Annotated in this window: 17 protein-coding genes; 13 read left to right on the forward strand and 4 right to left on the reverse strand. The window is 35.5% G+C overall.

Translation table 11 applies throughout. From position 1 onward, the window contains the following. The first annotated feature begins 11 nt into the window (after positions 1 to 11). From tamL to ACFQ13_RS10365, 4 genes are all read left to right on the forward strand, one after another. Positions 12 to 2,597, forward strand: coding sequence for a translocation and assembly module lipoprotein TamL (gene tamL, locus ACFQ13_RS10350; protein WP_386117005.1), 2,586 nt, complete (start codon positions 12 to 14; stop codon positions 2,595 to 2,597). Positions 2,598 to 2,811: 214 nt separating this feature from the next. Next, positions 2,812 to 3,879, forward strand: coding sequence for a class II fructose-bisphosphate aldolase (gene fbaA, locus ACFQ13_RS10355; RefSeq protein WP_386117007.1), 1,068 nt, complete (start codon positions 2,812 to 2,814; stop codon positions 3,877 to 3,879). 256 nt (positions 3,880 to 4,135) lie between these two features. After that, complete coding sequence (accD, locus tag ACFQ13_RS10360) at positions 4,136 to 4,993, forward strand: acetyl-CoA carboxylase, carboxyltransferase subunit beta (RefSeq protein ID WP_114310629.1); 858 nt, start codon at positions 4,136 to 4,138, stop codon at positions 4,991 to 4,993. A gap of 134 nt (positions 4,994 to 5,127) precedes the next feature. After that, complete coding sequence (locus ACFQ13_RS10365; protein WP_386117009.1) at positions 5,128 to 5,667, forward strand: hypothetical protein; 540 nt, start codon at positions 5,128 to 5,130, stop codon at positions 5,665 to 5,667. A 70-nt stretch (positions 5,668 to 5,737) separates the two neighbouring features. Here ACFQ13_RS10365 and ACFQ13_RS10370 read toward each other — a convergent pair whose 3' ends face one another. After that, a complete protein-coding gene (locus tag ACFQ13_RS10370) occupies positions 5,738 to 6,862 on the reverse strand; it encodes a sensor histidine kinase (protein ID WP_386117011.1) in 1,125 nt (374 codons plus the stop codon). A 194-nt stretch (positions 6,863 to 7,056) separates the two neighbouring features. On the opposite strand from ACFQ13_RS10370, the gene rpsO reads away from it, so the two are divergent. The 9 genes from rpsO to rpe all read left to right on the forward strand — a co-directional run bounded on the left by rpsO (position 7,057) and on the right by rpe (position 17,499). Beyond that, positions 7,057 to 7,326, forward strand: a complete 270-nt coding sequence (gene rpsO / locus ACFQ13_RS10375; protein WP_114310632.1) for a 30S ribosomal protein S15 — start codon at positions 7,057 to 7,059, stop codon at positions 7,324 to 7,326. 193 nt (positions 7,327 to 7,519) lie between these two features. Continuing rightward, positions 7,520 to 9,772 carry a polyribonucleotide nucleotidyltransferase gene (locus ACFQ13_RS10380; RefSeq protein ID WP_386117013.1) on the forward strand — a complete coding sequence of 751 codons (2,253 nt, stop codon included), beginning with the start codon at positions 7,520 to 7,522 and terminating at the stop codon, positions 9,770 to 9,772. Positions 9,773 to 10,234: 462 nt separating this feature from the next. Continuing rightward, positions 10,235 to 11,635: a glycosyltransferase gene (locus ACFQ13_RS10385; RefSeq protein ID WP_386119418.1), complete on the forward strand. Its 1,401-nt coding sequence runs from the start codon at positions 10,235 to 10,237 to the stop codon at positions 11,633 to 11,635. Between the two features lie 299 nt (positions 11,636 to 11,934). After that, positions 11,935 to 12,738 carry a pyrroline-5-carboxylate reductase gene (gene proC / locus ACFQ13_RS10390; protein ID WP_386119420.1) on the forward strand — a complete coding sequence of 268 codons (804 nt, stop codon included), beginning with the start codon at positions 11,935 to 11,937 and terminating at the stop codon, positions 12,736 to 12,738. 111 nt (positions 12,739 to 12,849) lie between these two features. After that, a complete protein-coding gene (proB, locus tag ACFQ13_RS10395; protein ID WP_386117016.1) occupies positions 12,850 to 13,629 on the forward strand; it encodes a glutamate 5-kinase in 780 nt (259 codons plus the stop codon). A 27-nt stretch (positions 13,630 to 13,656) separates the two neighbouring features. After that, on the forward strand, positions 13,657 to 14,856 hold the full coding sequence (locus ACFQ13_RS10400) for a glutamate-5-semialdehyde dehydrogenase (RefSeq protein ID WP_386117018.1): 1,200 nt from the start codon (positions 13,657 to 13,659) through the stop codon (positions 14,854 to 14,856). A 193-nt stretch (positions 14,857 to 15,049) separates the two neighbouring features. Further along, a complete protein-coding gene (locus ACFQ13_RS10405) occupies positions 15,050 to 15,424 on the forward strand; it encodes a hypothetical protein (RefSeq protein ID WP_114310637.1) in 375 nt (124 codons plus the stop codon). A gap of 96 nt (positions 15,425 to 15,520) precedes the next feature. Next, positions 15,521 to 16,384, forward strand: a complete 864-nt coding sequence (locus tag ACFQ13_RS10410; RefSeq protein ID WP_114310638.1) for a sigma-70 family RNA polymerase sigma factor — start codon at positions 15,521 to 15,523, stop codon at positions 16,382 to 16,384. 452 nt (positions 16,385 to 16,836) lie between these two features. Continuing rightward, positions 16,837 to 17,499: a ribulose-phosphate 3-epimerase gene (rpe, locus tag ACFQ13_RS10415; RefSeq protein ID WP_114310639.1), complete on the forward strand. Its 663-nt coding sequence runs from the start codon at positions 16,837 to 16,839 to the stop codon at positions 17,497 to 17,499. Positions 17,500 to 17,536: 37 nt separating this feature from the next. Here rpe and ACFQ13_RS10420 read toward each other — a convergent pair whose 3' ends face one another. The 3 genes from ACFQ13_RS10420 to ACFQ13_RS10430 all read right to left on the reverse strand — a co-directional run bounded on the left by ACFQ13_RS10420 (position 17,537) and on the right by ACFQ13_RS10430 (position 21,146). Next, positions 17,537 to 17,956 carry a CBS domain-containing protein gene (locus ACFQ13_RS10420; protein ID WP_114310640.1) on the reverse strand — a complete coding sequence of 140 codons (420 nt, stop codon included), beginning with the start codon at positions 17,954 to 17,956 and terminating at the stop codon, positions 17,537 to 17,539. Positions 17,957 to 18,052: 96 nt separating this feature from the next. Then, a complete protein-coding gene (locus ACFQ13_RS10425; RefSeq protein ID WP_386117021.1) occupies positions 18,053 to 20,386 on the reverse strand; it encodes a GumC family protein in 2,334 nt (777 codons plus the stop codon). Position 20,387: 1 nt separating this feature from the next. After that, positions 20,388 to 21,146 carry a polysaccharide biosynthesis/export family protein gene (locus tag ACFQ13_RS10430; protein WP_386117023.1) on the reverse strand — a complete coding sequence of 253 codons (759 nt, stop codon included), beginning with the start codon at positions 21,144 to 21,146 and terminating at the stop codon, positions 20,388 to 20,390. Positions 21,147 to 21,217: the final 71 nt, after the last annotated feature.

The following is a 21,217-nucleotide window of genomic DNA, read 5'->3' on the forward strand; positions in this document are numbered from 1 at the left end:
CCAGTTTAGATTTGCATAAGCTCCCTTATATATCACCATCTCAGTACAAACATTTGTCTCGCCATGTGTTGCTATGCTTATGCGTTTTAACCATCAGTTCTTGTAATATTGTAAAGCGTGTAAAAACAGGCGAGCATCTTATTACTCATAATACCATTTTAGAAGACAGTGTTGTGGTTACCAATGAACGCATTAACAATATCATTGCACAAAAGACTAATTCTGGAATGCGTAAGTTTTTAGGATTCCCCTTAAAACTTCATATTTATAATTTAGCACGACCTAATATAGACTCTATTTTAGAAGCACAGATTTTGAGTGACTCTACTAAAGTAAAACGTAGAATTGCTTTACTCTCTGAAAAACAGTTTGACAAGTTTCTTAAATCGAGACGAGATTTTAACGCTTGGCTAAAACGCACAGGAGAAGCTCCGGTGTTGTATGATGAAGACAAAACCATAAAAACAGCTAAAAACCTTCGTAAGTACTATTACACCAAGGGTTGGTTTAACAACGATGTTACTTTTGAAGTTAATAAGGACAGTAACAAATTAGCACAGGTGGTTTATAAGGTAAATAAAAAACAACCTTATATGCTAGACTCGCTTAGACCAGTGATTAGTAGTCCGGCGATAGACTCCATGTATCCAAAATTTATTGCGAGAACCTTATTAAAAAAAGGGGAGCAATTTGATGAGCAAAATTACGAAAGCGAACGCAGCAGAATTAACACCTACCTGCGTAATGCCGGCTTTTATTATTTTGGGCAAGATTATATTCGGTTTGAAATGGACACCATAAACACCAATCATAAAGTCCACACCGATCTTATCATTGGCAACCGCATTATCCGTGGAGACGATTCTACCGTTACCCGCCCTTTTAAGGTTTACAAAATTAAAGAAGTGAATCTCTATACCGATGATAATTTTAATAACCGCTTTAGTGCCATAACAGATTCTACCACTTATAAAGATATTAACCTATATAGTAAGGACGAATTAAAGTTTAGACCAAAAGCCTTAACGGATGCTGTTTTTATTAATAAAGGCGAAATTTATAGCGATTTAGCCCGAAGCCGTACCGCAAGATACCTCAACGATTTACAAATGTTTAGGTACCCTAATATAGATTTTGTTGAAAACGAAGAAGACTCTACTTTAACAGCAAATATCTTTTTAGAACCGAAGAAAAAGTACGCTTTAAGTTTCGATTCAGACATCAATCAAAGTAATATTCAATCTATAGGATTTTCATTCAGTTCAGGATTAAAAATCCGAAATGTTTTTAGAGGGGCCGAAACCTTAGAAATCACCGGAATTGCAGCCATTGGCGCATCAAAAAGTAGAAGCTCTACGTCCACTTCCTTTTTCGACATTAATGAGTTTGGGGGCAATATTAGGCTTACCATCCCTCGGTTGTTTAGTCCGTTTAATACGGAAAAAATTATTCCTAAATACATGTCGCCGAGTACGGCCATTAACCTATCGGCCACCAGTCAGCAAAATATTGGTCTAGACAAACAATCTATTTCCGGAATTTTCAGTTACAATTGGTTTCCTTCAAACACGGTGACCAATACCCTAGAACTTTTTAACATCAACTTTGTTAAAAACTTAAACACAGATAATTATTTTGGGGTGTATTCCAATTCCTTTGCGCGCCTAAATGCCATTGCTCGCGGTATTGGTTATATTGATACTGAAGGGACTCTTTCTGATAGTTCGCTATCCAATCCTTATGCCCCTGCAGATACTTTTATTTCTGAAGTCTTATCTGAAAATACGAGTTTAACGTCTAGCGACGATGATTATGTTCTGGTGAATAACATTCAAGAGCGAAAAGAACGTTTAACAGAAAACAACCTTATTTTCTCTACCAGTTTTGACTATACAAAAGACAAGCGAAAGAATATTTTTGACAATGATTTTTCCGTGTTTAAATGGCGTGTAGAATTAGCCGGAAACCTTATGTCTAACATCTCTAACATTGCAGGTTTGTCTAAAAATAGCGATGGCAATTATGAGATTTTCGGAGTCGCTTTTTCACAATATATTAAAACCGAAATCGATTATATTAAGTATGTCGATTTAGGTCGAAAAAACGTATTTGCATTCCGTAGTTATGCGGGGATTGCTATTCCTTATGGTAACTCTAACAGTATTCCTTTTGCTGAAAGTTTCTTTGCTGGTGGTCCTAATGACAACCGCGCGTGGACCGCCTATAACTTAGGACCAGGAAGCTCTAAAAGTACCAATGAGTTTAACGAAGCCAATTTTAAACTTCACCTAAGTGCAGAACAACGTTTTAGTCTGTTTGGTGCGTTTCAAGGTGCCGTATTTGTCGATGCCGGAAATATCTGGAATGTTTTAGACAACGTCACAGAAGATGCAGCAACCCTATCTAATCTGAGCTCTTTAAAAGATATTGCTATTGGATCTGGAATGGGTATCCGTTACGATTTCGATTTCTTTGTTCTGCGTTTTGATGTTGGTTTTAAAACACACGATCCGGCACAAGATGTTGGCAACCGTTGGTTTAGAGATTACAACTTTAGAAACGCCGTTTATAACATTGGTATTAATTACCCATTCTAAATACATTCTACAAATTTAGTATGCCACTGGTTTCGCTATGGAAAGCTAGAAAATAGCCAAGAACACCACTGATAATAAAGGACTTATATTTTTTATTCTGAATGTAATAAGCCTTTAGCTACTACAACGTTTTCGATATTTAATAATGAATTTCACACTGCAAATACTCAAAAATTATGTACTTTTGGTAACATAAATTATCAATACCATAATTATGAGTCACAATATCAAACCTGGCGTTGCCACAGGAAAAGAAGTTCAAAATATTTTCAACCACGCTAAAGAAAAAGGTTATGCTTTACCAGCGGTAAATGTTATCGGATCTAACACGATTAATGCGGTTTTAGAAACTGCAAAATCTTTAAACGCACCAGTTATCATCCAGTTTTCTAATGGAGGAGCACAGTTTAATGCTGGAAAAAGTTTAAGTAACGAAGACCAAAAAGCAGCTATAGCAGGTTCTATTGCAGGTGCTAAACACATTCACCTTATGGCAGAAGCTTACGGTGTTCCTGTAATTTTACATACAGACCATTGTGCTAAAAAACTTTTACCTTGGATTGATGGTTTACTAGATGCTAGTGAACAACATTTTAAAGAAACAGGAAAGCCTTTATATAGCTCTCATATGATTGATTTATCTGAGGAGCCATTAGAAGAAAACATTGCTATTTGTAAAACATACTTAGAGCGTATGAGCAAAATGGGAATGACCTTAGAAATAGAATTAGGAATTACAGGTGGTGAAGAAGACGGTGTAGATAATACAGATGTTGACGATTCTAAACTTTATACACAGCCAGAAGAAGTAGCTTATGCTTATGAAGAGTTAAGTAAAGTTAGTGACCAATTCACTATTGCTGCTGCTTTCGGAAACGTTCACGGTGTATACAAGCCAGGAAACGTAAAATTAACGCCGAAAATTCTTAAGAATTCTCAAGAGTTCTTATCAGAAAAGCACAATTTACCACACAACCATATTGACTTTGTTTTCCACGGTGGATCTGGATCTACAGTAGAAGAAATTAAAGAAGCTATTGGTTACGGTGTGATTAAAATGAATATTGATACGGATATGCAATACGCTTTCTTAACAGGAGTTAGAGATTACATCCAAGACAATAAAGACTTTTTACAAACCCAAATTGGTAACCCTGAAGGAGACGATGTACCTAACAAAAAGTATTACGATCCACGCGTTTGGTTACGTAAAGGAGAAGATGCTTTTGTGGCCCGATTGAAAAAAGCCTTTGAAGATTTAAACAATGTTGATACCCTTTAATTCGGTGTATTAATATACTTTTTTAAAACCCGTTAAAACTTATAATCAGAGTTTTAACGGGTTTTTATTTGCTTTTAAGACTGCATTTTAGAGATAGCTTGCTCTATTTTTGAGTTATATTTAATAAAATAGTAATTTTGCACTCTTAGTCTAGTAACTAATAACTAACTTAAAAGACCGATTTTAAGATTTAAAACCTCTAAAAATCATAAACCTGTCCGAAGCATTGGCTAAGGATCCAAAATTGTAAATTTATATGGCTTGGTTTAAAAGAAAAGAAAAAGGTATTCATACCTCAACTGAAGAAAAGAAAGATACCCCTAAAGGCCTTTGGTATAAATCTCCTACTGGAAAAATAATTGACACCAAAGAATTAGAACAAAACTTTTATGTAAGCCCAGAAGATGGCTACCACGTAAGAATTGGAAGTAACGAGTATTTCCAAATTTTATTTGACGATAATAAATTCACGGAACTCGATGCTAACTTAACATCTAAAGACCCGCTTAAATTTGAAGATACCAAGAAGTATCCAGATCGTTTAAAAGCAGCGCAAGCTAAAACCAACTTAAAAGATGCTGTACGTACTGCAGTAGGAAAATCTAATGGCGAAGACTTGGTTATTGCTTGTATGGATTTCGCTTTTATTGGAGGTTCAATGGGAAGTGTTGTTGGTGAAAAAATTGCACGTGCTGCAGATTACGCCTTAAAGAATGAAACCCCTTTAATGATTATCAGTAAATCTGGTGGTGCACGTATGATGGAAGCGGCATTATCTTTAATGCAATTAGCAAAAACATCAGTAAAACTTGCGCAATTAGCAGACGCTGGTATTCCTTACATCTCTTTATGTACCGATCCTACTACAGGAGGAACCACAGCATCATTTGCTATGCTAGGAGATATTAATATTGCTGAACCTGGCGCATTAATTGGCTTTGCAGGTCCAAGAATTGTTAGAGATACCACCGGAAAAGAACTTCCTGAAGGATTTCAAACTTCAGAATTTTTATTAGAACATGGATTCTTAGATTTTATTACACATCGTAAAGATCTTAAGAAACGTGTTAACCTCTACATTGATTTGGTTAAGAATCAAGCTGTAAGGGCTTAATGAACAAATAAAAAAAAGAGGCTTAAACGCCTCTTTTTTAGTATATTAGTTTTTAAATTAATATCTTGCAGGTTCAACCTTGTTTGCGTTTTTATGGCTTCAGCACCCATTAAGCAAACAGCAAAACACATACTATGATGAAAACTACAGCACAACTTACCGCCATTTTACTGCTCATGGTGACCACATTTTCTTGTGATGACCTTGACGAACTTACAGAATTTAACGTCACAGACGATTTCACCACTACCATTAGTGTTTCTGCCTCTGAAGATTCTGAAGGCCAACCCCAAAGTATTACACAATCGGCAACCTTAGATATTTCCTCTAATCAGGATATTCAAGATAACATTGATTTAATTCAAGATATCACGTTGAACTCCCTAACATATGAAATTACAAATTATACAGGGATTGAAGATGCCACATTAACTGAAGGGTCTTTAACCTTTGGTACGGAAAGCATCACGCTAGAAAATATTAATTTAGAGCAGTCTGATATAGACAATACCATCTACACCATTTCAGATGTAAGCTTATTAAATGCCATTGCTACAGATTTAGAGAGTAACACGGTGGTTAGCATTTTAGTATCGGGTACTGTTAATGCCACTCCTGTGGTTTTTGATGTTATTGTAACTTTTGATGTTACTGCAACTATTGACGTATTATAAACGACTCCGCATTATTACCTATAAAAAAAAGCGTTTCTTTAAAGAAACGCTTTTTTTATAGCTTTAATATTTATTCCGTTATACTAGAATCGCACATTTTGAGGTAGATTAAAAACTCAGTCCCTTCATCTACCACACTATTCACTTCTACCCGTCCTCCTAAAGATTCAATATGATTTTTTGTAATGAATAATCCAATGCCTATAGCATCTTCATTGCAGTGAAAGGTATTGTACATATGAAAGAGTTTCTCTCCAAATTTTTCCATATCAATCCCTAAACCATTGTCTTTAATTTTAAGCAATACATAATCCGTATCCAGAGTACAACTGAGGTGGACTTCTAATCGTCGTTTTTCAGATCTATATTTTATGGCATTCGTAAGAAAGTTAATTAAAATACTATCTAAATACGCCGCCACACCTTTAACACAAATGTCTTCATCAATTTCATTGGCTATTACTGCATCGGCGTTCTGGGCTAAGGCAATAATATTATAGATGGCTTTTTCGGTAAAATCATGAAGGTTTAAGGCTTCCAATTTAGAATCTTCTATCACTCTTATTTTACCAACTTCTGTTAAGTGGGCTACCGTTTCTTGTAGATTATCTACCGCCTTTTTAAGAAGCTGAAAATTTTCATTCGTATCAAAGTCCGTATAATCTTCAGCTAAAAACTCGGTAATGATTTCTAAATTCCCGGCATGCGATCGTAAATTATGAGTCACAATTTCTGCAAAAGCGTTTAGACGCTTATTCTGCTCATCGGCAACGGTAAGCATGGCCTTTAACTTATTTTCTATTTTTTGGCGCTTGGTAATATCTGTAAACTGCCATATCATATGAGGGCGTCCCGTTTTAAAATAAACGAGCGATACAGAGATTAAAACCCAAACAATAGACCCATCTTTATGAAAGTAGCGTTGTTTAACCCTGTATTTTTTGATATCGCCATTAATGAGGCGTTCAAATTTTTCTTCGTGAACGCCAAGATCTTCAGCATAAACGATATTATCAATATCCATATTAAACAGATCCCATCGGGTATAGCCAAGAATATCACAGACACTCTCATTGACTTTTAACCAATTTCCATCTAAATTTACAATAGCAATGCCATTGTAAGTGTTATTAAAGGTTTGCTCTAGAACGTCATAGGCGTTAGAGAAATTTCGGAGATGATTTGAAACTTTCATACATAGCGATTGTTAGGATTAATTTATTGAAAGTTGCTAGTTCGGCTAAGGGGAGGTCTAAAACTATAAAATCAATATAGGCTTAAGAATATCAAAAAGTTACGAAAAAAAATTTAAATCACAAAAAAATAGTATATTTGCGGCTCGAAAGAGATGCTTTCGTGTACATAAAAATCATTTACAACAATATTAGCATGTATTTAAATCAAAAAGGAAAAGAAGAGCTTTTCACAAAACACGGTAAAAACGCGCAAGACACTGGTTCTGCAGAAGGACAAATTGCATTATTTACTGTAAGAATTAATCATTTAACAGAACACTTAAAAAGAAATCGTAAAGATTTTAATACGGAGCGTTCACTAGTTAAATTAGTAGGTAAGCGTCGTGCTTTATTAGATTATTTAACTAAGAAAGATGTCTTAAGATATCGTGCTATCGTTAAAGAATTAGGATTAAGAAAATAATCTCAATATAAAGGCCACGCATTTAGCGTGGCTTTTTGTTTTCTATACAACTCACACGTAAGAGTTTAACAATCGTAAAAAATAGCATAAAAATCCTAAGTTAATTTTAGGGTTCGCGGTTTTTCATTGGTCACCAACAACAACAACTACACAACAACACAACGACCATTGTTTAATTAGAATTAAAAAATTTATGATTCCAAAAGTTTTTAAAGAGGTCATTGACCTAGGGGATGGTAGAGAAATCTCTATCGAAACCGGAAAATTAGCAAAACAGGCCCATGGTTCTGTTGTTGTACAGTCAGGAAAATGTATGTTACTATGTACAGTTGTTTCTAACTACAAGCAAGCCGATGTAGACTTTTTACCTTTAACGGTAGATTATCGCGAAAAATTTGCAGCTGCTGGGCGTTACCCAGGAGGTTTCTTTAAAAGAGAAGCAAGACCTAGTGATGGAGAAGTATTAACCATGCGTTTAGTAGACCGTGTTTTACGTCCATTATTCCCAAAAGATTATCACTCTGAAACTCAGGTGATGATTCAATTAATGTCTCATGATGATGATGTTATGCCAGATGCTATGGCAGGTTTAGCCGCTTCTGCTGCTATTCAATTATCAGATTTCCCTTTTGAATGCCCAATTTCTGAAGCAAGAGTTGGTCGTGTAAACGGAGAATTTATCATTAACCCTACACGTTCTCAATTAGAAGAATCTGACATCGATATGATGATTGGTGCTTCTGCTGATTCTGTAATGATGGTAGAAGGTGAAATGGATGAGATTTCTGAAGAAGAAATGACTGAAGCGATCAAATTTGCTCATGAAGCCATTAAAGTACAATGTGCTGCTCAAGTAAAATTAGCTGAAGCCTTCGGTAAGAAAGACGTTCGTGAGTACGAACCAGAAAGAACTGATGAAGACTTAGCGAAGAAGGTTCATGATATGGCATACGATAAAGTTTATGCTGTAGCAAAAGCCGGATCTTCTAAGCATGAAAGAAGTGCTGCATTTGCAGAAATAAAAGAAGAAATCAAAGCCTCTTTTTCTGAAGAAGAACAAGAAGATTTTGGTGGATTAATTTCAAAATATTACTCTAAAGCTGAAAAAGCTGCGGTTAGAGATTTAACTTTAAATGAAGGTTTACGTTTAGATGGACGTAAAACTACAGACATTAGGCCAATCTGGTGTGAGGTAGATTACTTACCATCTACACACGGTTCTTCTATTTTCACACGTGGAGAAACTCAAGCTTTAGCGACAGTGACTTTAGGTACAAGTAGAGAAGCTAACCAAATAGACATGCCATCTTACGAAGGTGAAGAGCGTTTCTATTTACACTATAACTTCCCTCCTTTCTCAACTGGAGAAGCGAGACCAATCCGTGGAACATCTCGTCGTGAGGTAGGACATGGTAACTTAGCACAACGTGCTTTAAAAGGTATGGTTCCTGATGATTGTCCTTACACAGTACGTGTGGTTTCAGAGATTTTAGAATCTAACGGTTCTTCTTCTATGGCAACGGTTTGTGCTGGTACTATGGCAATGATGGATGCTGGTGTACAATTAAAGAAACCTGTTTCTGGTATTGCAATGGGATTAATTTCTGATGCTGATTCTGGAAAATACGCCGTATTATCTGATATCTTAGGTGATGAAGATCACTTAGGAGATATGGATTTTAAAGTTACAGGTACTGCAGATGGTATTACAGCTTGTCAAATGGATATCAAAGTAAAAGGATTATCTTATGAAATCCTTGTTAACGCTTTAAAACAAGCCCGTGACGGTCGTTTACATATCTTAGGTAAAATTACAGATACTATTGACACGCCTAACCAAGATGTTAAAGAGCATGCGCCTACAATGATTTCTAGACGTATTCCTAATGAGTTTATCGGTGCCTTAATTGGTCCTGGTGGAAAAGTAATTCAGGAAATGCAAAAAGAAACAGAAACCACTATTGTTATTAATGAAGATCCTGTAACAGAAGAAGGTATTGTTGAAATTTTAGGTGTTGGTAAAAAAGGTATTGATGCTGTAATGGCTAAAATTGATTCTTTATTATTTAAGCCTCAAGTTGGTAGCATTTACGAAGTTAAAGTTATTAAAATGCTTGACTTTGGTGCTGTTGTAGAATATACAGAAGCTCCAGGAAACGAAGTCTTATTACACGTTTCTGAACTTGCATGGGAACGTACAGAAAATGTATCTGATGTTGTAAACATGGGAGATGTATTTGATGTGAAGTACTTTGGTATCGATTCTAGAACACGTAAAGAAAAAGTATCTCGTAAGGCCATCTTACCAAAACCAGAAGGTTATGTAGCAAGACCACCAAGAGATGACAAACGTTCTGGTGGACGTGATAACAGAGGAAGAGATAATCGCGGACGTGACAACAGACGTGATGATCGTAAACCTAGAGAAGAAAAGAAAGAAGATTAATTCTTTTTAAGTCTATAAATTTAAAACCGCTTCATAATAATGAAGCGGTTTTTTTTGTTTTCTAGCCCCTATACATTTGCTTGTAATACTTCTCCCATTACAGCCAACCCAAAAGTCATCTCTAGAGCTAAGCGAAGTTCTATCACAATGCCCCTTACCACATAAGCCAAACCGCTTCATCTCCCCGCTCCGTATTTGGTCAACTCTAGTAATTAAAAGGTTGCAAGACACTCAAAACCTCGCACGCGCTCTTAAGGTCCTTCAACAATAATAATGCTTATAGACGTCTACTTTTCAACAAGACTTCCCTCTAAAAACGCTTTAAATCAGCAGTAAAATCAAGCCCTTAGAAATTATAAAGTTTTCTTAATAAATACATCGGCATGGTCTAAGTTGAAAGTGTCGCCGTATATACTCCAAACAATTTAGTCGCAATCAACAACTAACAACTTCATTTTTATGATGTCAAAACGATCCTCCTCAACAAAACAATCTCGAACGAACAAATTCACTTTCAACAGCAAACCAAAGCCCCATAACTTTCACAATAAAATTGTCTTATTTAGTACATTCTTGTTAATAAGTATTGGTATCTATTTCTTTTACGTCTTTTTTAATGATTTTGAAAAATTCAACGCCGATCGTAAAAGCACTACCTTAGGTTTAACCTTTATGACTGTCGCTTTAGGCTTGTTTATATATAAAGCCGCATTTTTCATCTATACCATCTATAACTATTTTAAATATAAACCTGTTGCATCGGTAAGCGATAAAGAACTACCAACCGTGACCGTTATTGTTCCCGCTTATAATGAAGGCAAACAAGTTTGGGATACTTTAATGAGTTTAGAGGCGAGTAACTATCCTAAAGAAAAACTTCAAATTTTATCTATTGATGATGGAAGTGTGGATGATACTTGGGAATGGATGCAAGACGCTAAAGACAAGTTAGGATCGCGTTTAGAAATCCTACAACAACCCGAAAACAAAGGAAAGCGTCATGCGCTATACAGAGGATTTAACTTAGGAAATGGCGATATTTTTGTGACGGTAGACAGTGATTCTATTGTGACTGAAGACACGCTAAGAAATTTAGTAAGTCCTTTTGTAAAGGATGAAAATTGTGGTGCCGTTGCCGGAAATATTAGAGTTCTGAACAATAAAAAAGAAATGCTTCCTAAAATGTTGGACGTCAGTTTTGTGATGAGTTTTGAATTTGTACGATCAGCAGAAAGCAACCTGAACTCGGTTTTATGTACACCCGGCGCACTAGCAGCCTACAGCAGAACAGCCGTCTTTAATTGTTTACCAGAATGGATTAACCAAACGTTTATGGGACAACCCTCAGATATTGGAGAAGATCGCGCGCTGACTAACATGATTCTGAAACAAGGAAAGCATGTTTTATTTCAAAAAGACGCTGTCGCCTACACGAATGTCCCAGATCAATACTTAGGCCTCTATAAAATGTTTATACGTTGGGGACGTAGTAATGTGAGAGAAAATATTGCGATGTCTAAATATGTCTTTACAAATTTTAAAGCAGGCAGTAAGTTTGGAAGTCGCTTACTCTTTTTAAGTCAAGCGTCTAGAATAATCATGAGCTACCCATTTGTCTTATTCATGTTGTTTTTTGTACTAACGCATCCTCTACTCTTTTTAGGTTCTACCTTATTAAGCATCTTAGTGTTCTCAACATTTTCAGTCTTATTTTTCGGTTACCGTTATGAAATTAAGGAAGCCGTTTGGGCCTATACCTATAGTATAGTATACACTTTTGCGCTATTTTGGATAACACCATATGCCATTGCAACAGCAAGCCGAAGAGGTTGGTTAACCCGTGGATTGCCAGAAAAAAAATAAACCTTTCTTTTAAAGAACAACTTACTAAAGTCCGTAAACACTTACATGTTGCGGACTTTTTTTTGTTCCTATTCACAATTTGTCACCGACAAAATGACACTTCTGTGCAAATCGTATTTTTCTTGAATTATGACATCCGAAACAATTCTTCAATAAAATTGATAAAATGTTAACGATACGAATAAATTCCTTAAGATACCCAAAATCTTTAAATGAGAATTTCTATTTGGCACTGTCGCACAGTAATTGCGGCTAATAAGGCCATTGACAGTAGTGTCAGTTATATTATAAAACAAATTATGAAAGTATTAGTAATTGGAGCCGGTAATATGGGCTTAACGTATTCTGAAGGTATGGCGGCATCGCCACTACTTAGTAAACACAAACTTAGAATATTTGATACCGATCCAAAAAAAATTGAAAGTTTAAGCAAAGATTTAAGATTCAACGTATACGACAATTTAGAGGACTGCTTACCACAAGCCGATATCGTTTTTATTGCCGTAAAGCCATACCATAGCGATGGATTGTTTGATAAAATGAAGTCATTGATAAACGACAGTCAAATTTTTGTTTCCTTAATGGCTGGTGTTACCATTGAATCTATTCAAGATAAATTACAGGTAAAGAAAGTGGTAAGAACGATGCCTAATTTACCTGCACAAGTAGGTAAAGGGGTCACTTCTTATACAGAGTCTGACGCCGTATCTAAAGTAGAATTAATTATGGTGAGAAACCTGTTAGATACTACAGGAACATCGATCCATGTAAAAACGGAAAACTTTATTGATGCCTCTACGGGTATTTCTGGTAGTGGTCCGGCTTACGTATTTTACTTTATGCAGTCTATGTTAGAAGCCGCACAAAAAATGGGCTTTTCAGATTACGACTCAAAAGTTTTAGTGACCAGTACTTTTGAAGGCGCTATAGAGCTCTTCAACCAAAATAACATTTCGCCAAAATCATGGATTGATAAGGTGGCTTCTAAAGGAGGAACCACACAGGCGGCTATAGATTCTATGGACGATAATAATGTAAAACAATTAATTCAAGATGCGGCATACGCAGCTTTTGATCGTGCTATAGAACTCGGAAAAGAATAAAGAATAAATAAACCTTTAAATAAATAATTGATTACTAGGTAAAATAATAACCTACATAAGAATAATTATTACAAGTCAGGAGATGACGCCTGGCATTTAATTACAAAAACAATGGATGATAATATAAAACGGGTGGTTGTAAAAGTTGGAACCAACGTATTAACAAACAAAGACAATAGAATTTTAGGACCTGTACTACGCGAGCTTGTTAGACAAATCGCTGTACTTTATGAAGAAGATATCATGGTTATCTTAGTCTCTTCAGGATCAGCAATGGCTGGTATGGAAATTTTAGGCAAAACGGATATAAAAGACAAGTCTATACGACGCCAAATATATTCAGCTGTTGGCCAACCAAGAATGATGAGACACTATTATAGTTTATTTCACGATTACGGTATGCGATGTGCTCAAGTTTTAGCGACTAAGCGCGATTTTGATATCGGGAAACACCGTGAAAACATGATTAACTGTTACGAAGGTCTATTGTCTGAAGGTGTGATTCCTATTGCTAATGAAGATGACGCCGTCTCCTTAACTATGTCTATGTTTTCTGATAATGATGAGCTTGCAAGTTTAATTGCAGAATTAGTAGACGCCGACCGATTAATTATCCTTTCGGATACGGACGGGCTTTATGATGGTCACCCAGATGATGATGACTCAAAAATTTTAAATACCGTTAAAACGGATCAAAACGTCGAAAAATACGTTCAAGCTTCTGATAAAAAAGAAGGTGAAGGACGAGGTGGTATGGCTTCTAAATTAAAGATCGCTAAAGGTACCGCAAACAAGAATATCCCAACCTATATTGCCAACGGTAAAAGAGAGAACGTCATTGTGGATATTATTAATGATAAAGAAGTAGGAACTAAATTTATCAGTGCCTAATTCAACTTCTAAAAAAAACACATACACATGAAACTTTTAAATACCGAAATAAAAAATAACGTCCTTAAATCGATGATTACGATTTTAGAACGGGAACGAACAGCTATTATTGACGCTAATAAAAAAGATTTAGAGGCTTTTCAACGCGAAGACCAAGCTTTATACGATCGTTTAATTGTCAATGATAAAAAGGTCGATGAAATGATTGCGGCGGTTAATGCGGTAATGCTTCAAGACGATCCTGTTGGTAAAGAAATTACCAATAGAACCTTAGACAATAAATTAAATATTGTTAATACTACAGCGCCGTTTGGAACGATCCTTATTATCTATGAATCGCGACCAGATGTTACTATTGAAGCGGCAGTTTTAGCCTTTAAAGCCAATAATAAAATCTTATTAAAAGGTGGTAAAGAAGCTTTAAATAGTAATCTTATTTTAGAGCAACTATGGCATGAAGCTTTAGAAGCCAACGGTTTATCTAAGGATTGGATTAAATTATTACACTTACAACGTGAAGAAACGCAAGAATTTTTAAAGAACCCTACGGAACCTTTAGATTTAATTGTACCTCGTGGTGGCGAACGCTTAATTAATTTTGTAAAGACCCACGCTACTTGTGCCGTTTTAATCAGTGGACGTGGTAACAACTTTTTATATGTTTCTGAACACGCTGATTGGAGTAAGGCCGTCAATGTTATTATCAATGCTAAAACCGATAAAATATCAGGTTGTAATGCATTAGATAAGGTGCTTATTAACAAGAATCTTCCGGAGTACGATACCAAGGTAAAAATGCTTCAAGAGAAATTAGAGCAGCATAAAGTTGAAGTGCTTGTAGACGCTAAAATAGGACGTATTTTAACGGATAAAACCGTGGTTACTGAAGAAAACGTATGGCACGAAGAATTTTTAGCCCTTAAAATTTTAATTGGTGAAGTAAGTTCTTCAGAGGAGGCTATTGATATGATTAATACCTATTCTGGGAAACATTCGGCTTCTATTATTACAGAAGACAAAACAGAAGCTTTAAATTTTATGCACAATGTAGATAGTGCAGCGGTGTATCATAATGCCTCTACACGATTTACGGATGGCGGACAAATGGGCGTTGGTGCAGAATTAGCCATCAGTACCGATAAATTACACCACCGTGGGCCACTAGGATTAAACCAATTGGTTACCAATAAATATTATGTCTATGGTGATGGACAAGTAAGAGTTTAAAGATTGTTCAACAACTCTTTTAACAGATAGCCTTTTATTAGATTGCTATCCTTTTAATAATGCCTTTGTAAGCGACTAAATTCTACGCTAACAAAGGCATTATTGTATTTAAGACCACCCAAACAAATGCTATATATTTAATTATCAGTATTTTAATTTGTAATTCTCCGGTTTTTTGCGTATCATATAAGCTATGATTCCACAAGACAAAATTAAATACGCAAAGGCACTCCGCAGTTCCATCGCTTACCTTGAAAACTTAGGGTATTCCAATATTAAGGCCGATTTTAAAGGCTACGAAACCCCTAAATCTTACCATAAAAAAGGTACGGATATTGATGTGACTCCAGATATTGTTGCCGAAAAAGAAGGACGAAAACACATTTTTGATCTAAGTTTAAAATCGGAACGCCCTCGATTATTAAAATCGAAATGGCTTTTTTTAAACTCTTTAAGTCAACTTAAATCGTATCGGTTTAGACTTATAACCATGCGAGGGCACTATAAATTCACCAATGAAACCATAGATGCTATTCACTTAGATAGCATAAAACTTCTAAAGATTTAAAAGTTTTTAAACAATCCTGTAACATTTAAATCGATTTGTGCGTATAATAAGAGCAACATGGTGTTGTAGCTCAATTGCACAAATCATTTTTATTACATGAGACAACTAAAAATTACCAAGCAGGTTACCAACAGGGAGACCGCATCGCTAGATAAATATTTACAAGAAATTGGTAAGGTAGATCTAATTACAGCAGACGAAGAAGTAGAATTAGCACAACGGATTAAAGCAGGAGACCAAGTCGCCTTAGAAAAGTTAACCAAAGCTAATTTACGTTTTGTTGTATCGGTTGCAAAACAATACCAAAATCAAGGGTTAACATTACCAGATTTAATTAATGAAGGTAATTTAGGTTTAATTAAGGCTGCACAACGTTTTGATGAAACACGTGGTTTTAAGTTTATCTCTTACGCCGTATGGTGGATTCGTCAATCGATTCTTCAAGCTTTAGCAGAGCAATCGCGTATTGTACGTTTACCCTTAAACAAAATTGGTTCTATTAATAAGATCAACAAGACTTTTGCATTTCTAGAGCAAAGTCATGAGCGTCCACCTTCAGCAGAAGAAATTGCTAAGGAGTTAGACATGACCATCAATGATGTAAAAGAGTCTATGAAAAACTCAGGACGTCATGTAAGTATGGATGCGCCATTGGTAGAAGGAGAAGATTCTAACCTTTACGATGTATTACGTAGTGGAGAGTCTCCTAACCCCGATAGAGATTTGTTGCATGATTCTTTACGTACGGAAATTGAGCGTGCTTTAGAAACTCTTACACCACGTGAAGCAGATGTTATTCGTTTATATTTTGGCTTAGGAAATCAACACCCTATGACCTTAGAAGAGATTGGAGAAACCTTCGATTTAACCCGTGAACGTGTAAGACAAATTAAAGAGAAAGCAATAAGACGTTTAAAACATACTTCTAGAAGTAAAATATTAAAAACATACTTAGGCTAGACGTTTCACACCCCTTAAATCTTACATCGTCTTATGTAAGGTTTTACAAGGTTTAACGACTACCTAATTAAGGTAACAACAGTTACAACATAACTGTTCGTTTTTTGATTGATGAAAGAACCCACGGCTGATTACCGTGGGTTCACTTTTTTATAAACTTACGTAGTTTAACGTCACCTCTAATTGCTTTTAGCATGATCCTCTCTCATTTCTTGCTGTTTTAAGGTACTTAGCTAAGTTCTATGGCTTTCTCTCATATCCGGTTATAGTTAGTTTATCAAAAGCAGAAACAAGCTTCTTTATTTCTCCTCTTACCTCTCACTACGCTAATAGGTATCCGTTGTAATTTGTCCAATATCGAATAGCAATCGTTTCAAACAGCTTTTTTTCAAAAGTTAAAATAATCCTTCTAATTTAATTACATTTGCAAAAACCTCATAAAACCACTTATAATGGCTTCAAAATTAATTGCACCTTCAATGCTCGCTGCCGATTTTGGTAACTTACAACGCGATACTGAAATGGTGAATAACAGTGATGCAGATTGGTTTCATATCGATGTAATGGACGGCCACTTTGTGCCAAACATTTCTTATGGTATGCCCGTGATTGCAGCGATAAAAAAACATGCCACTAAACCTTTAGATGTACATTTGATGATAGAGCAACCTGAGCGCTACATTGAAGAATTTGCTAAGGTTGGTGCAGATATTATTACCGTACATTATGAATCTACTGTGCATTTGCACCGTACGTTAAGACAAATTAAAGACGCTGGATGTAAAGCTGGTATTGTACTTAATATTACTACACCGCTAAATGTCTTAGAAGATATCTTACCAGAATGTTATATGATTTTGTTAATGTCTATTAATCCTGGTTTTGGTGGACAGAAATTTGAAGACATTACCTATAAACGTGTAAAGAACCTTCGTAAAATGATTGACGAGCAAGGCTTAGAGACGCGTATAGAAATTGATGGTGGTGTAACGGACCAAAACATTGCTAAACTTGTTGAAGCAGGTGCTGATACCTTTGTGGCTGGTAGCCATGTTTTTAAACATGAAGATCCTACCCTAGCGATTAAGAATTTAAAACATATTGCTAACCAATAATAAAAAAAGCGCTTAATCTTAATTAAGCGCTTTTCTTTTATAGTTGTTTTAAAAGGTAATTGATGAGATCGGTAGTGGTAATAATCCCTACCAGTAAGCCATCATCTACAACGGGTAAGGCATGAAACTCTCTTGTGGCTAGTATTTCTGCAACTTCCTTTATTGAAGCCGTAGAGGCTACGGTTACCACATTTTTCACCATCACTTGGTCAATACTAAACATATTATAGACTAAGGAATCAACCTCATCATCGGTATCATATACGGCATCTGCAAAACTAATCCGCAGTAAATCGGTATAACTTAACATCCCAATAACGACCTCCTCTTTAACCACAGGAATGTGTCTTATATGATGTCTTTTAAATAATTCTTCTGCCATCTCCAAGTTATCTTCCCTATTTAAGGCAATGATATTGGTTGACATAATGCTTGAAATGGGTTCTATAACTCTCATAACCTCTAATTTTAAATTGATAATTAAAAGTAGCGGATTGGCAGCGTATAAAGTATGACAATTGTCACCTCTTGCTAAAAGAATTAAAAACGGGCTTTAGCTTTTAGCTCCATAACCATAGTTATAGCCGTAGTTATAACCGTAACCGTAAGATTTATTAGCCTCCACACTATTCAACACATAAGCCATATTTTTAAGCTTACCAGATTCATTTAACTCTTTAGAATAGTTTAAGAGGTTCTTCTCGGTATAATTGGCTCTCACTAAATACATAGTAGCATCAGCTAATTTAGAAATAAGCATGGTATCCGTAACTAAAATGGTTGGTGCTGTATCCACTACGATATAATCGTACTCCAATTTAGCTTCCTCTAATAATTGTTCAAAACGTCCATTAGTTAGAAGACTCGCTGGATTAGGTGGTATACTTCCGGATAAAATTATATCGTGATTAGGGTGATTTTTAAACCCTTTAATTATGGCCTCTTTCCAATTAAAGTTTTCATCATGTAGATAATTGGTTAGACCAAGCTTATGTTTATCTTCATTAATTTGGTTATGGATTTGAGGATTTCTTAAATCCGCCCCTATCAATAAGACCTTTTTATTTATACTCGATAAGGAGAGTGATAAATTAATACTTACATGGGTTTTACCTTCACCTTTGATCGTTGAGGTACAAAACACCACACGGCCTTTATTGTTAGAATGTACAGGCAAAATATAATCAACATTAGCACTTAAAATTCGAAATGCTTCCGCTTGCATTGAATTGTCTTCAGGATTGCTAAATATTAACTGGTCTCCTTTTAGTTTAGGCAATTCACCAACGATAGGGATTTTAGCGTTTCGTTCTACAATATCCTCTTTTCCTTTAATTTTGGTGTCTAACAATAGTATTACATAGATAATTCCAAAAGGAATCGCCAGACCAGCCAATAAGCCCATGATATAAATATTCCTTGAATTCGGCGAAATCGGTACATGTTGTGAAATGGCATACTCCACAACTTTGATCGAAGGTTCAGTTATGGCTAAATTAATTGCGGCTTCTTCACGTTTTTGTAATAAGAACAAATATAAGCTTTGCTTAATTTCACGTTGTCTCGTAATATCTGTAATGATTTTTTCTTTGGCCGGTAAATTATAAACCTTGGAGGCAAATTTTCTATTTTTACGACTTAACTGCGCTTTGGAAGCTTTTAATTGTTTCGCGTAAGACTCAATTGAAGCAAAGATATTAGATTTTATATCTTCTAATTTTCCATTCAAGAGGACTACATTAGGGTTATTGACCCCTCCACTGGTAAGTAAATTATCGCGCTCTAAGACTAGACTATTATAATTATCTACTAAACCATTAATACTGGTGCTTGACAAGCCAATATTAGCTGGCAGTAAGTCAGATTTAGCATTGGGTTGTCTTAACGTCTCACCAAGTAGATTTGATAACATCAGTTGCTTTTCAAGCTCGAACAATTCTTGCTCCGATAAGGTACGTTGGCTAAGTCCCAACTCCGCGTCAGTTTCTAAGGTTATAATATCATTTTTTTGCTTATAATCTTGAATTCCTACCTCAATAGAGTCTAACTCTTTTGCGAGTAAGTCAAAACGCTCATCTATAAAATTAATAGTACGTCTCGAAATTTCTTGACGGTCATTGATCCCGTCTTCATTAAAGACATCAATTAAGGTATTTAAAATACGCTCATTCTTGTCTTTACTTTGACTTGTAAAACCAAGCTCTAATAAATCACTATCCCCTAAAACATTGACCTTAACTCCATTCTTTATACTGCCTGAAACAACAGATACAGGAGATATTTCAATAATAAAGACCTTATCTTCCGCGTTTTCAAAATTAAAATCCTGAGGTAAATTTAACTCAAAAGGTAAATTGTGGTTGGTCTTAGTCGTATCAAAGTTAGGAAATACTAAACTCTGAGACGCGTTGTGTGATGTAACTTCAAAACCAGACGTTTTTACCTCGATACGATAGGAAGCCTTACTTGTTATACTATCGTTACTAATGGTTTTTAGAATTTGAAAAGGAAGTTGACTCATCTCTGTCGTTAAGACGTTTCCTTCTACAAAATAACGCATGGTAAGGTCTAATCGGTCTACAACGGCCTCGCTTATCCGTTGCGATTTAATCACTTCTATTTCATTTTCTAGATTGATATTAGATCGGTTAAAGACAAACGCAGCAGACGGTAATTCTAAACCTTTAGTTTTATTTAATATTTTAATCTTAGCACTAGATTTATAAACCTTAGGCGTATATCGTAAATATAAAATAGCTCCTGTTATAGTGATGACCACCCCTAAAACAAACCAATACCAATGTTTTAAATATTTATAAACTTCAGTTTTTATCGTCTCCCCTTGATCGTTTGATTTTTGATAGAAGTTTTCTTGTAATGGACTCATATTATTTTGAAATTATAAGGACTGTAGATAGTAAAATAGAAACCACAGATAAAAATGTCCCTACATTCCCAACAAAACCGGCACTTTTAACCTTAGGATTATTAGGATTAACCACAATCATATCGTTAGGTTTCACATAATAAAAATCACTATCTAACCACTCCGACCCGGTCAAGTCTATATGTGTAATTTTTCGGATGCCATTATCATCTCTCATAATCAAAACATCCTCACGTTTTCCATTAATGGTTAAATCACCGGCATACCCTAAGGCTTGTAATAAGGTAATATTTTGCTCTGTAAAATTAAAGGTTCCTGGTTGCCTCACCTCTCCTAGAACGGTAACTTTAGCATTCACTAGGCGGACATCCACAGAGGGATTTTTTAAATGGCCATCATTTTCCAATTTACTTTTTAGAAATTCCGCAAATTCTTGAGTTGTTTGTTCTGCCACAGATAATACCCCTAAAACAGGGAAATTAATCGTCAGATTTTCCGATACTAAGTAGCCCTCCAGTTGCATTATGTCTATAGTAGATCCTCCCGTAGTACCAGAAACCTTATTGTAAGGCATAGCAGATTCGGGAATTAAAGCGCTTATCGTAATACGTAAGACATCATTAGGTTGAATGGGCGCGTTGGTATAAGTGATTGTAGTATTATTAAACTGTTCAGCATCTTGCATATACAAGATCTCTTTTTTTGAAGAACATGAACAGACTATAAATAAACAACTAATAACAAATAGTTTTTTGAGCATGGTAGATTATTTTAACAGGACGACAAATATAAGGTATTAAAGCGATTCACAAAGCATTAGCATTAGCCCCC

The sequence above is a fragment of the Winogradskyella rapida genome (genome assembly GCF_042675845.1).
Classification (GTDB): Bacteria; Bacteroidota; Bacteroidia; order Flavobacteriales; family Flavobacteriaceae; genus Winogradskyella; species Winogradskyella rapida.

What these genes read in the sequence shown, in the direction of transcription:
- fbaA (WP_386117007.1), top strand. Translation starts at nt 2,812, where the DNA reads ATGAGTCACAATATCAAACCTGGCGTTGCCACAGGAAAAGAAGTTCAA.
- accD (WP_114310629.1), top strand. Translation starts at nt 4,136, where the DNA reads ATGGCTTGGTTTAAAAGAAAAGAAAAAGGTATTCATACCTCAACTGAA.
- ACFQ13_RS10365 (WP_386117009.1), top strand. Translation starts at nt 5,128, where the DNA reads ATGATGAAAACTACAGCACAACTTACCGCCATTTTACTGCTCATGGTG.
- ACFQ13_RS10370 (WP_386117011.1), bottom strand. Translation starts at nt 6,862, where the DNA reads ATGAAAGTTTCAAATCATCTCCGAAATTTCTCTAACGCCTATGACGTT.
- rpsO (WP_114310632.1), top strand. Translation starts at nt 7,057, where the DNA reads ATGTATTTAAATCAAAAAGGAAAAGAAGAGCTTTTCACAAAACACGGT.
- ACFQ13_RS10380 (WP_386117013.1), top strand. Translation starts at nt 7,520, where the DNA reads ATGATTCCAAAAGTTTTTAAAGAGGTCATTGACCTAGGGGATGGTAGA.
- ACFQ13_RS10385 (WP_386119418.1), top strand. Translation starts at nt 10,235, where the DNA reads ATGTCAAAACGATCCTCCTCAACAAAACAATCTCGAACGAACAAATTC.
- proC (WP_386119420.1), top strand. Translation starts at nt 11,935, where the DNA reads ATGAAAGTATTAGTAATTGGAGCCGGTAATATGGGCTTAACGTATTCT.
- proB (WP_386117016.1), top strand. Translation starts at nt 12,850, where the DNA reads ATGGATGATAATATAAAACGGGTGGTTGTAAAAGTTGGAACCAACGTA.
- ACFQ13_RS10400 (WP_386117018.1), top strand. Translation starts at nt 13,657, where the DNA reads ATGAAACTTTTAAATACCGAAATAAAAAATAACGTCCTTAAATCGATG.
- ACFQ13_RS10405 (WP_114310637.1), top strand. Translation starts at nt 15,050, where the DNA reads ATGATTCCACAAGACAAAATTAAATACGCAAAGGCACTCCGCAGTTCC.
- ACFQ13_RS10410 (WP_114310638.1), top strand. Translation starts at nt 15,521, where the DNA reads ATGAGACAACTAAAAATTACCAAGCAGGTTACCAACAGGGAGACCGCA.
- rpe (WP_114310639.1), top strand. Translation starts at nt 16,837, where the DNA reads ATGGCTTCAAAATTAATTGCACCTTCAATGCTCGCTGCCGATTTTGGT.
- ACFQ13_RS10420 (WP_114310640.1), bottom strand. Translation starts at nt 17,956, where the DNA reads ATGAGAGTTATAGAACCCATTTCAAGCATTATGTCAACCAATATCATT.
- ACFQ13_RS10425 (WP_386117021.1), bottom strand. Translation starts at nt 20,386, where the DNA reads ATGAGTCCATTACAAGAAAACTTCTATCAAAAATCAAACGATCAAGGG.
- ACFQ13_RS10430 (WP_386117023.1), bottom strand. Translation starts at nt 21,146, where the DNA reads ATGCTCAAAAAACTATTTGTTATTAGTTGTTTATTTATAGTCTGTTCA.